The sequence below is a fragment of the Streptomyces sp. NBC_01363 genome (assembly GCF_026340595.1).
Taxonomy (GTDB): Bacteria; Actinomycetota; Actinomycetes; order Streptomycetales; family Streptomycetaceae; genus Streptomyces.
Map to the genome: position 1 here is coordinate 2,425,946 of NZ_JAPEPF010000002.1, position 12,047 is coordinate 2,437,992.

Sequence of the window (12,047 nt, forward strand, 5' to 3'; positions counted from 1 at the left end):
AATTCAGCAATAATCACCCCTTAGGGGGTTGGTTAGGGGCTTTGTTGTGTCCAGCGAAATAGTTTACAGTAAATTATTCTCGATGTAAGCGTGCGCCTCCTCTCCTGGATCAAGGTATTTTCCCGTGTTGTGAAAGATTCATGTGCGGACCGGTTATTTTCCCAGAAGTAAGGATATTTGTAGTGCGTTCGGATGGTTCCCGCGCAGACCGGACATTACTGAGTCGGCCAGATGAAGTCGGTCGACTGTATTCGCATGGCGCCTCGTGCGTGGTACGCTCCGGCGCCTGACCACAGGACGCGATCTCAATTTGAGCGAGTTGTTAACAAACCAAGTTCCCCGTGGAAATCCACCCGGGCCTTGCGGGAGGCGACGAACCGCGCCTCGGGCACAGGGAGCGAGGGAGGTCGTATTCATGGCCGAAGATCCCCCCCCGTCGCGCTACAGCATTGTCGTTCTCAGCGCTCCTGCCGAGACCCAGAGCCGGTCGATGCTGCCGATAGCCCAGGAACTGAACCGCAGGGATCACCGGATCACCTACGTCACCACTCAGGAGTTCGCCGAGCGTGCCGTCATCACCGGCGTCGACGTCCTGGTCCACGAGTCCTGCCCCACCTACGGACTGCAGACTGACCTCTGGGGATGCAGCGGGCCGGCGGACCCCGTGTGTGTCGAAGCCACGCTCGACTGGGCGGAGGCGATCTATGCCGACTTCGCCGACGACGTGCCCGACCTGGTGCTGTACGAGGCTTCGACCCGGATTACCGCTCGATTGCTGACCTTTCGCTGGAACCGGCCGGCGGTGCAGATCTACCCGTCCTTCGCCAACGGCGACGTCCTGGTTCGTGACGACGCCGCCGTATCCGATTCCGGTATCGACGAGTGCGTCAGTGGCCTTCCCGCGGACATCCGGGAGCGGCTGTTCCGCTTTCTCTCCCCGGCGGAGCAAGCAGGTTTGTCGCCAAGCGACTTCTGTACGAGACCCGAGCCCCTGTCGATTGCTCTGCTGCCCAAGGAGTTTCAGGCAGACGGGCACCTCTTCGACAGTCGCGTGGCGTTCGTCGGTCCCTGCATACCGGAACGCCGGATGAATGAGCGCTGGCAGCTGCCCGCGACCGGCCTGCCCGTGGTGTGCCTCGCCCTCGACCCCGAACTCCTCGGTGCGGACGCGGATTTCCTCCGGAGCTGCGTGGATGCCCTCGCCGGACAGCCGCTGCACGTGGTGATCATGACGAACAGCAATTCGAAAGGTGTGCTTCAGGCGGCCGAGCAGTTGCCCAACGTCGAAGTGCATGAATGGGTTCCGCGTTCGGTGGTGCTGCGCTGCGCGTCGGCGTTCGTCTGCCACTCGGACCTGAACAGCGTCATGGAGTCTCTCTATTTCAATACGCCACTGGTCACAGTGCCCACGTGCGCCAGCGAACGTGCGGTGGCCGACCGGGTGGTGGAGCTTGGACTCGGGGTGCAGATGCCGCCGGAGGCCGCCGGTCCGCAATCGCTCGTGGACGCGGTCGTCGTGCTCGTCGGCGACTTGGAGACGGGCCGCCAAGTACGTGCACTCCAACGCCAGGCACGCCGTGCGGGAGGCGCGCGGCGCGCGGCGGACGAGATCGAGCGTTACCTGGAATGGATCTACGAACCCTAGACCCAATACCAGTGACTTTGGGCTTTTTAGGTCGTTGGGTGTGGTGTGCCAAGGCCTGGACAGACGAAGTCATCGCTAGGTGATCGGGTTTCGGATCGGATTGCGATCGGGGTGCTGACCCGCGCGTTTCCGCCGGAGTTGGTGGATGAGGTGGTGGTGGAGTGCGGGCGGGTCGAGCAGCGTCAACGGTTGCTGCCCGCAAGGGTGGTGGTGTATTTCGTGCTCGCGATGTGCTTGTTCTCCGGCCAGGGGTATGAGGAGGTCGCGCGCCTGCTCACCCAGGGGCTGGAGCGGGAGCGCCGGTGGCAGGGGGCGTGGTGGGTGCCGATGACGGCGGCGATCGGCAGAGCGAGGCTTCGGCTGGGGCCCGAGCCGCTGAAGGCGCTGTTCGCCCGGGTGTGCCGGCCGGTGGCAACGGCGGAGACGGCAGGTGCCTGGTATCGCGGGTGGCGGCTGGTCGCGGTGGACGGCACGACCTTCGACCTGCCCGACACCGAGGCCAACGCGGAGTTCTTCGGCCGTCCGGGGACCTCCCGGGGGCAGGGCAGGAGCGCGTACCCGCAGGCCAGAGCCGCCGCACTGGTCGAGTGCGGGACTCACGCGGTCTTCGCCGCTGAGGTCGGCCCACTGTCGGATGCCGAGACGGTCCTGGCCCGACGCCTGTTCCCGCGTCTGAGCGCCGGGATGCTCCTGCTGGCCGACCGCGGCTTCCACGGCTTCGACCTGTGGCGGGCAGCCGCCACGACCGGCGCCGACCTGCTGTGGCGGGCCAGGAACAACACGGTCCTGCCCCTGCTGGACTCCTTCGACGACGGCTCCTACCTGTCCGAGATCGTCGCGCCAAGGACAAGAACCGCCGCACCGACCCGATCCGGGTACGCGTGATCGAGTACACCCCGGGCCCGCGCGGTGCCGAAGGCACCGTCTACCGGCTGGTCACCACGATCCTGGACCCGCGGGCCGCACCGGCGGCCGAAATCGCCCTGCTATACGCCCAGAGGTGGGAGATCGAGACCACACTGGACGAGATCAAGACGCACCAGGGCGGGCCCCGCCTCGTCCTGCGCTCCCGGCACCCGGCCGGGGTCGAGCAGGAGATCTTCGGCTTCCTCCTCGTCCACCACGCGCTGCGCGGCCTGATTCACGAAGCCGCCCGGCACACCGGCCACGATCCCGACCGGATCTCCTTCACCCGCACCCTGTGCGTCGCCCGCCGCCACGTCACCGGCCAGGCGGCGCTTTCCCCCCTCCCGACTCGCCCGGGCACTCACCGCGACCCTGCGTGAGATCCACGAACGGCTCCTGCCTCCACGGCGATTGCGCTCCAACCCCCGCGTGATCAAACGCAAAATGTCCAACTGGGCCCTCAAACGCCCCGAACACCACACACCACCACGACCCGAGGCCCCAACCGCCACGATCGCCGAACCCACGAAGACCACCTACACCCCCAGAAAGCCCTAAATCACTGGTATTGACCCTAGACCCGGACTTCGCGGGTCGTTGATTCGTATGGTCTGAACGATCGGGGTGTCCTCGGGCCGGGGTGTGGCGTTGGGTGGGGTGTGCCGAAGACTTCCCGGTCCCCGCGGCCATGGTCTCAGCGTCAGCGTTTTGAAGTAGCGGTGACGTCCGTGGTGGAGAAACGTCTGGGCGCTCTGCCTGTCGTTTCCGAGTTCACTCGTCGGCTGGATCTGGCCGGGATCACCGATGAGGTGTGCCCTGGTGGCGTCAGCGCGCTTGTGACGCACGGGCAGGTCATCGAGGCGCTGGTGGCCAACCGGCCGACCGGGCCTGCACCGTTGGTGCGGGCCGGGGACTGGGCTCGCACGTGGGCGGTGGAGGAAGTCTTCGGGATCGAGCCGGGATGATGGTCGCCGACTCCAAACTGGTGTCGTACTCCTACGCCGCCGCCCTGCTGAGGGCCGGGGTTCAGTTCATCGCTCCGTCCCCGGCCGCGCAGGTCAAGGACGAGGTCTATGCCGCCCTCGACCTCACCCGGGCCACGACCGTGGACCGGGTACCGGGCAGTGACGCGGGCAAGGCAGCCGTGCGGCGTGAGAGCTACCGGGTGCTGGAGGACACCCATACCCTGAAGGGGGCGAGGAAGAGCGATCCCGAGCTCACCGTGCGGCGGATCCTGGTCCACTCCACCGCGAACGCCGCCGGCCAGTAGGCCCCTCGGGGCAAGCGCTTGACCAAGGCGGCTGAGGACCTCGGCAAGCTCGCCGGGGCGGCCGGCGGACGGCATTACAGGAGTGCCGAGAAGATCGTCGGGCGCCTCGGTGTGATCGCGGCGAAGCGCCGTTCCGCGTCCTGCCTGCGCTTTCACGTCAGCGAGGACGAGAACGGCGTCCCCGCTCTGGACCGGCACTTTGACGAGGATGTCCTCAATGCCGAGGCCGCGGGCGACGGCTGGTACGCGCTGCTGACCTCGCTGCCCGCCGAGGAAGCAGATCCGGGCCAGATCCCGGTCCACTACAAGGGCCAGGGAGCGGTCGAGCGCCGCTACCACGACTTCAAGGGACCGCTCGCCATCGCCCCGGTCTTCGTGCAGCACAACCGTCGCGTAGCCGCTCTCATACAGGTCATCTGCCTGGCCCTGCTTGTGTTCTGCCTGATCGAGCGGCAGGTCAAACGAGCCTGGGCCCCGAGCAGACCATGACCGACCTCTACCCCGACAACCGTCGGGTGCGCCCGCCCGGCCGCGTGATCCTCTACCACCCCGGCGAACGCACCCTCCGGATCGGCCATATCACCAACCCGCCGACCGTCCAGATCACCCGCGGCGTCCAACTCCACCTCCTCGACCTCCTCGACACCGACATCGGACAAACCCACTGGCCACAGACCTGAAACGGTGACCCGCGAAGTCCGGACCCAGAGGCGGCAGGAGCACCGCTCCCTGCCCCCGAGAGGCCGCTCAGGCGGACTCGGCCTCTGTCGAAACGATATTGAGCCTCGCGGCCAGATCGCTTCTCCGGCTGACGTCCAGCTTGCGGTAGACCCTGGTGAGGTGTTGCTCGACGGTACTGATCGTGATGTAGAACTTCCGCCCGATCGCCCGGTTGGTCGCCCCCATCGCGGCCATCTCGGCGACGCGTCGCTCCGCGTCGGTCAGTGCTTCGACGCCGGTCGGCTTCTGCTCTGCGTGCCGTCCATCGTTGTGACGCCCGTCAGCGTGTCGCTCCGCCGGTACGGTCGGCGGGTGCGAGGGCCGCGCTACCGGCGGCGGCTGCTTCCACTCCGTCCACACCTGGCACGACTTCATCATCCCGGCCGCCCTTTCCGCCATCCCCCTGGCCCGGTCCGGATCGCCCAACTGCCGGTACGTGTGGCTGAGATCGGCCAGTGCGCGGGCGAGTTCGAAGCGTCCGGTGTCCGGTTGCAGCAGCCGTACGGCCTGCTGGAGGAGTGCCGGCCGGTCCTCCAGATCGCTGGCCGCGGCCAGCAGCCGGAGCGATGCCCCCCGGGTGCGCGGCTGGTGCATTCCAGGACGGGTCAGCTGCTCCTCCATGAGCATTTTGGCCCGGCTCTTCTGCCCGAGGGCCAGCGCGGTTTCGGCGGCGCCTGTGCGCCAGGAGATCAAGGACGGCAGGTCGAGTCCCCAGGCCTGCATCAGCCGACCACAGCTCTCAAAGTCGGCGAGCGCCGCCACGGGCCGGTTCGTCGAGAGATGGAAGTGCCCGCGCGCGTTGAGGTAATGGAGTCCGTACCGGGCGTCGAAGAGGGTGTCCGGCACCGGCAGTCCGACGTACTTCACCGCCTTGTCGTACTGCCCCATCATGGTCGTGGCGAGGATCAGGGTCGCCAGCGGGCCGCCTATGGCGACACCCCAGGAGGCGATGGGGAGTTGGGCGAGCGCGGCCTCGCCGTGCTGCACGGCGGTGGCCATGTCGCCCTGGCGGAAGGCCGCGTCAGCGCGTACCGCCGCGAACACTGCCTGCCAGGTTGGCGAGCCCTGGTCCGCCGCCTCCTTCAGCAGTTCTTCGCACCAGGAAGCGGCCTTTTCCGGGCGGTCGGCGCAGATCAGCGTGAGCAAAGCGGCGTGCAACGACTCAAGCGTGGCGACACCCAGGCCGACGCTGTGGAGGACCCCCTCTGCGCTGGTCACGGCCTCGTCATCCGCGCCCTGGGCGAGCAGACGGCACAGCACGGTGATCGCCTGGCGTCCGAAGGAGCGTACCGGACCCAGACCTGTCTCCGGTTCGGCCCCGGTCGGCGACCCGAAGGCGCTGTAGGAAGCAGCGGAATCCGGGGAGTTGGACGCAGCGGAGGACACAGCAGAGCCGGGCGAACCGGGCGAGCCTGAGGGAACGGCCACCAGCGAAGGATGCGAGTACGTCATCCAGCCGTTGAAGGCGGCGAGCTCCTCCGACGGGGCGCGACGGGTCCCGGAGTCGCGTGCCTCCCAGAGGGTGAGCGTCTCGCGTGCCTCGCTGTACCGGCCGTGCCACAGGAGGTTGCGCACCAGCAGGCCCGTGTCCTGGCTGGTTAAGTGCCCGTCACGCAGGGCCTCTTTTAATCGCATCGCGTGGCGCATGGCCTTCACTGGGCACTTCTGCCAGTCGATGCGCATGCGGTCCGCGGTGAGCGCCGTCAGCTGCCGGCTGTCGGCGCAGTAGGTCAGGGCCAGTTCGAGGTATTCGCAGGCCATGCCGGTTCTGGCCGCGGCGAGTTCGGAATGCGCCGCGTCCCTCAGAACATTGATCATCCACTCTTCGGGAGCCTTGCCCGCCGCGACGAGCTGTTCTGCCACCACAACCGGTGGCACGCCTTCGTTCTGGAGGGCGGCCGCGACCCGCAGGTGCAATTCGTGCCGGCCTTCGGGCGCCACCTGTTCCAGGATGGCCGTATGCGCGGCGGGATGCCGGAAGTTCTCCGAGTTCAGCAGGCCGGTGGCGGTGAGTGAGGCGATCGCATGCTCCACCGTGGCCGTGTCCAGGCCGAGGATGTGGCCGATCGACACGGACGATATGATCTTGCCCACCGCGGCCACCGCCCGCGCGACTTCGAGGACCGCCGGCTCCGCCAGGTACAGGCAGCCCATCAGCGCATTGCGGAAAGCCTCCTGGGGGGCGGCGGGTTCGCTCTCGTGGCTGCCGGCGGTGGGCCGGTGGACCGCCTCGTAGTCGTCCAGCAGGGCGGACAGGAACAGCGGGCTTCCGCCCGAGGCCTCCTGGTAGGCCTCGGTGAGCTCCAGCGCCTTGGCCTGGCCGAGTCTGGTTCCAATCATGGTGTGCGCACCGGAACGGGACAGCATCTCCAGCCGTATCTTGCGGCAGTTCGGCTGCCGGAACAGCTCGGCGTGGAAGACCGGGTGGGGCGAACGGACCGTCGACTGTTCGGCGAGCAGCAGCAGCGTCCGCGAGGCCTTCATGCGGCGTTGCAGGAACAACAGCATCTGGAGGGAGGGCGCGTCGGCGTACTGCAGATCGTCGATGCTCACCACCACGGGTCCGCGCTCGCCCAGCTCCAGCAGCAACGACCGGAGGCCATGGGCCACTGCGATGCTCGGCTGGTTCATCAGGACGGGGTCGGAGCCCGTTCTGCGGCTGGTGGCGAGCCCTTCCGGCAGCAGTTCGTTCACCCGGTCGCGGAACTCAGGGGGGAGCGCCTCACTCCTGAAGAGCTGATCCATCACGCCCAGCGGCAGCTCGCATTCGGCGCGGGACGCTACGGCATTCAACAAGATGGCGTTAGAGTTTTCCGCTTGTTTACAGAATGTTTGTAGTAATTGCGTTTTCCCGCTGCCGGTCGGCCCGCTGACCAGTGCGATGCTGCCCCGCCCCGCTCCCGCATTGGCGAGTAGGGCGTTCAGCGCACTCAACTCGCCTTCTCTGTCGATGAGTTGAGTCATCTGCTGAGCTTCCATCCTGCCCCCTGTGCGCGATCACATCTCCCAGGGCTGCAAACATAGCAAGTGGATTCGAACGAATGGAGTTCATCTTGATCAAATAAAAACGGAAAAGTGAATTTCGCTGGTAAGCAGCGTGCTCGGCGTCGTCTGCTGTTCGTCCGCCGGTGCGGGGAAGTGGCTGAAAATGTAGGTACGAGGGCGACGTGGGATTCGCTGCGGCCCCGGGCCCCGGGCGGTCTCTTCCGGGGACGGGGTGCGGGTATCGGGCCGCAGTCACCGTGTGACACGCCGTAGATGGTGCACTTTTCGGACGCGGTGCCGTCAGCACCGCCCAGACTCGTACAGGGAGCTGGTCGAGTTCCTTCTCCTCGCGCGCCTTGCGGCGGCCCCCAGCCGTTCGCTTCGCTGGCTCGACGAGGTGCTGGCGGTATCCGCCGTCGCCCCAGACCTTGCGGAAGCTGAGGGTAGGGCGCGACCGGGACGAGACAGTCGAGTGGGTGCCCGGCCGGATCAGGCGGGCACCCGCTCCTGGCTCAGTACGTGAGCCGCACTGTCAGCTTGTCTCCCTTCCGCACCTTGATCGGCGCCGGGAACTCGACGGTCGCCGTGGTGCCGGAAACGCGGACTTCGGCGCCGTCCAGGTGGACCGTGCCCGCCCCCTTGGGGATTTCGAGCCTCAGTGTGTGCACGGTCAGCGAGCCGTGGTGGACGCGCAGGGTGTCGGTCTGACCTGCCCCCTTCGCGCGCTTCTGCGTGAAGGTTCCCCAGGCCTCACCCGTGCTGAAGAAGGACCGGTGGTCGGATGGCTTCCAGGTGGGCGCGAAGGTGATCGTGTCGTTTGGCCCGTTGTAGGAGAAGCCCTGCATTGCGGTGAGTAGCGACCATGAAGAGAGGGTGCGGGCGTAGTACTTGCCGCACTCGTCGTCGCCGAAGGGGCTGCCCGTGCCGTCGCCGGTGGAGCAGGTGCTCATCGAGACGTACGGACCCTTGCGGGCGCGCCCGTCGTAGCGGTCGGAGATCGCCTTGACGACCTTCAGGCCCGCCTCTGTCTGCCCGCGCTGTAGCATGAGTCCGGCCGCCGAGTACTCGAAGCCTGACATCAACTCGTCGTAGTAGAGGGGGGTGTTGGAGGTCTGGTCGTTGTGCGGCCAGGCGATCATCTGCAGGCCGCCGTCGGTTTCGAGGGCGTACTGCCTGAACTGGTGGCTGTAGTTGTAGCCGGAGTACGGGGCGTCGCCCAGCAGATTGTCCCGGTAGTTGTTCTTGAACAGTTCACCGGCCGCCTTGTCCATGTGGGCGCTGTCGTAGATGTCGCCGAGGCCGAGCTGCGTGGACCACCACTGGCCGAGCAGCATGTCGATCTCGGAGCCGTTGCCGTACGAGGCGCCGGTGTCGGAGTTGATCTCGGTGTAGTAGTCGCCGTTGAAATAGGCATTCTCGCCCGCTATACGCCCCTTCTCGTAGAGGGAGCCGTACAGTTCGGCCGTGGCGGTGTCGCCCTCGGCCTCGGCCATCTTTTGCGCGGCGTGCACCGATGCGAGGTACATCGAGCCGAGCCAGGAGCCGTTGCCGGTTTCGCCGCCGTCGAGGGTGGTGTTGAAGGTTCCGGTCAGGACGCCGTCGTGGTCGGCGTCGCCGTGCGCGACGACGTACCCCATCGCCTTCTTCACCTTTGGCCAACTGCCGTCCAGCCAGGCCTTGTTCGTGGTCTGGTACGTGCGATACGCGGACAGGATCACGCCTGTCTGGCCGTCCATGGTGAAGGTGCTGTCGCCGTTGAAGCGCATCGGGATCTTGCCGGTGCTGTCGGCGTTGTCGAGCCACTGCTGCGTCCAGCGCTGCCCGACCTCCGGCCACAGCCAGGCCTGTGTCTGGGCGTAGTGGAAGACGTGCGTGGGCATGCCGGGGCAGCATCCCCAGCCTTCGCGGCCTCCGAAGAAGCCGTTCTTCGCCCACCACACGGACGGCGAGTGGAGGACGGCAGTGGCCGCCGAGACGCGGTCGATGAGGTAGCGCGGCAGGTTCGAGTCGTAGAGGGCGTCGTGGTAGGCGGTGGTGTCGCCGAGCAGACGGTCGTAGTTCTTCGTCACGTACGCCGCTACGTCGTCGGCGGAGCTCCACCAGTTCTCGTACTGACGGCCGTCACCGCCGTTGTAGTTCTTGGCGCTTGGGAAGTGCCAGCTGAGGGTGACGGGGACGGTCCTCTTCTCGCCCGGTTTCAGAGTGACAGGGACGGTGAGTGCGCCGTCGACGGTCGTGTGGTCGGCGGGGCTCGCGGCGTCCTGCGAGCCTCTGAGTCTACCGTCGTCCGATACGTCATCCGCGAGCGAACTCAGTGAATTCCAAGCGGCGGTGGCGGACACGTCCTTGCCGAACGCGGTGAGGTTCATGGTGCCCGAGCCGTCCTTGCCGGACATGCTGAGCGAGGTGGTGCCGTCGCCGGCGATGACGCGGGTGCGGTTGGCGCCGTAGCCGTCGACGACACGGTTGTCTTCTCCGCCGATGGACTTGTACCCGTCGTAGCCGACGGCGTTCTGCTGCGAGGCGATCAGTGAGACTCTGACCGTCTTGTCGGTCGGGTTCTTCAGGGTGAAGCGGTAGATCGCGGTCGGGATCGCCGAGTTTTTGGTGTCGCCGGGCGTCATCGGGTTGACGACGTCCTCCGACACCTGCACCGGCAACTCGTCGTCCTTGAAGTCGTAGCCGAGCTCAGGGTATTCGCCTTGCTGGGTGAGTGACTTCATAGCGGGGAAGGCCGAGTCGCCGACTGGTGTGGTCTGCAGGCTCCGTACGACGGGCTTGGCGCCCTCGGCCTCGGCACGTACGCCGAAAAAACTGTTGGGGACCTTGCCCTGCGTATACGCGTCGTCGGTGTTGTGCCAGCCGTTGGAGTTCAGCTGCCCGAGGTTGTTGAAGATCCACCAGGTGGGGCGGGCACCGGTGCCGTCGTGGACGATTCCGGCGGAGCCGAGCGGACCGACCGCGAACCGGGTATCGGTGAGGTGGTCGCCGCTGTAGGTGGCCTTCTCACCAGGTGCGTACAGGTTTGCGTACGGGCGGGCGAGGGTGGTGACCGGCTCGGACTCGGCCCCAGTCCGGTCGAGAGCCGCTATTCGGTAGAAGTAGGTGTGGGAGGCGTCGGTTGAAGCGTCTTTGTACGTAACTTGGTTGGCAGTCGCAATCCTTGCGTACGGGCCGTCTTGCGTAGCGGCCCGATAGACCGCGTAGCCGCTGACGTCCGGATCGGGCGCCGCCTTCCAGCTCAGCGAGACCGCCCCACCTGCCGCGTTGCGCGTGGCACGGGGCACGGTGGGGGCGGGCGGTACATTGGCGCGCACATCGTCGACCGTGATGTGGCCCCAGCCGCCTGTGGACTTGTCTACGACCTTCAGGACGACGTCCTTGCCGACGAGCGACGAGCCGTCGAGGGTGCGGTAGGCCATGACCTCGGCGTTCTTGCCGCTCGTCCGGGCGACCTCGGCACCGCAGCCGTCCGGGGCTGAGACGTCGTATGCGCACAGCGCCACGTATGTGTTCGCGCCCGAGCCGCCGCCGACGAGCATCGAGACTGTGGGGCGAGTGAGCGTGAACTTGGCGGAGACGACCGTGCCGGTGTAGCCGTCATTCGGCTTCTGCGCAGGCGTCTCCAGAGTTGACAGGAACCACTTGCCCTCCTTGAGGTAGGGGCGGTCCGCGTTGTGGAACTGGGCTCTGTCCGTGATGAGTTGGCCGAAGGAGCCACTCGTGACCTGCCAACCGGAGGGCAGGGAGCCGCCCTCGAAGCCTTCCGTGAAGGCGGGCGACTCGCTGGCCCCGGCGGGGGCGGAGCCGGCGGCGAGCCCCGTTGCCAGTAGTCCGGACAGAGCAGTCAGTGCAGCGGTGAGAGTACGACTGCGCAAGGCCATCAGCTGCCCATCCGCTGGCGCAGGTCGGCCTCGCGGTCTGCGTCCCAGTACTTGGCGTCCAGCTCGAAGAAGACCGAGGTGTACGGGAGGGTGAGGTCGGTTTTGAGGACGATGACGCTGAACTCCTGGCCCGCGTCGTCGAGTTTGCCGATCAAGTCTTCGTGCAGCAGCTTCTCGGTGTTCTGTCCCGCCAGCGCCGTGTCGAGGTCCTTGCGGTACCGGCTGATGCCGGGCGCAGAGTTCTCCGGTACGTAGTTCAGCTCCTTGTCGAGCTGTACGTGCGCTTTGACATGCGGTTGCTTGCCGAGCAGGTCGACGACGTCCTTGACGACGTCGACCTGGTGCGCGCCAGTGACGATCGTCTTCACGCCGGGGCTGGTCTGCTGGGGGTACGCGGCGTCGGCGACGACGATCCAGTTTCGGTGACCGAGGGAGGGCAGGGCGGCCTTCAGTTTGTGCTGCCAATCGGTGGAACCGGCGACATGTCCGGGTTTGCTGTCGCGGGCATGGCCGGCGTGGGCCTGGGTCGTGCCCTGAGGGGCGAAGGCGAGCGCGCCGACGGCGAGTACCGCCAGCACGGCGGCTGGGGCGATGACAGCGGGGCGGAGTGTGTTGCGCACGTGCGGGTACCTCCGAT

General features: G+C 66.7%; 8 protein-coding genes and 1 pseudogene. 6 read left to right on the top strand and 3 right to left on the bottom strand.

The window, feature by feature from the left end; genetic code table 11:
* The first annotated feature begins 415 nt into the window (after positions 1-415).
* The 6 genes and pseudogenes from OG611_RS38320 to OG611_RS38345 all read left to right on the top strand — a co-directional run bounded on the left by OG611_RS38320 (position 416) and on the right by OG611_RS38345 (position 4,501).
* Positions 416-1,645 carry a nucleotide disphospho-sugar-binding domain-containing protein gene (locus tag OG611_RS38320; protein WP_266430981.1) on the top strand — a complete coding sequence of 410 codons (1,230 nt, stop codon included), beginning with the start codon at positions 416-418 and terminating at the stop codon, positions 1,643-1,645.
* Between the two features lie 45 nt (positions 1,646-1,690).
* Positions 1,691-2,931: pseudogene (locus OG611_RS38325) on the top strand (IS4 family transposase).
* Between the two features lie 348 nt (positions 2,932-3,279).
* On the top strand, positions 3,280-3,516 hold the full coding sequence (locus OG611_RS38330; protein ID WP_266430982.1) for a DUF4277 domain-containing protein: 237 nt from the start codon (positions 3,280-3,282) through the stop codon (positions 3,514-3,516).
* Positions 3,513-3,821, top strand: coding sequence for a hypothetical protein (locus OG611_RS38335; protein ID WP_266430983.1), 309 nt, complete (start codon positions 3,513-3,515; stop codon positions 3,819-3,821). The genes OG611_RS38330 and OG611_RS38335 overlap by 4 nt, the downstream gene beginning before the upstream one ends.
* A gap of 18 nt (positions 3,822-3,839) precedes the next feature.
* The gene (locus tag OG611_RS38340) at positions 3,840-4,310 is read left to right on the top strand and encodes a hypothetical protein (RefSeq protein WP_266430985.1); all 471 of its coding nucleotides are present in this window, start codon (positions 3,840-3,842) and stop codon (positions 4,308-4,310) included.
* Entirely contained in the window at positions 4,307-4,501 is a 195-nt protein-coding gene (locus OG611_RS38345; protein ID WP_266430987.1) for a hypothetical protein, read from the top strand. Before OG611_RS38340 ends, OG611_RS38345 begins: the two co-directional genes overlap by 4 nt.
* A 67-nt stretch (positions 4,502-4,568) precedes the next feature.
* On the opposite strand, the gene OG611_RS38350 is transcribed toward OG611_RS38345, so the two are convergent.
* The 3 genes from OG611_RS38350 to OG611_RS38360 form a co-directional block, all read right to left on the bottom strand.
* Positions 4,569-7,505 (bottom strand): LuxR family transcriptional regulator, encoded by a 2,937-nt coding sequence (locus OG611_RS38350; protein WP_266430988.1) that lies wholly within the window; start codon positions 7,503-7,505, stop codon positions 4,569-4,571.
* Between the two features lie 533 nt (positions 7,506-8,038).
* On the bottom strand, positions 8,039-11,404 hold the full coding sequence (locus tag OG611_RS38355) for a GH116 family glycosyl-hydrolase (RefSeq protein WP_266430990.1): 3,366 nt from the start codon (positions 11,402-11,404) through the stop codon (positions 8,039-8,041).
* 5 nt (positions 11,405-11,409) lie between these two features.
* Positions 11,410-12,030 carry an RbsD/FucU domain-containing protein gene (locus OG611_RS38360; protein WP_266430992.1) on the bottom strand — a complete coding sequence of 207 codons (621 nt, stop codon included), beginning with the start codon at positions 12,028-12,030 and terminating at the stop codon, positions 11,410-11,412.
* Positions 12,031-12,047: the final 17 nt, after the last annotated feature.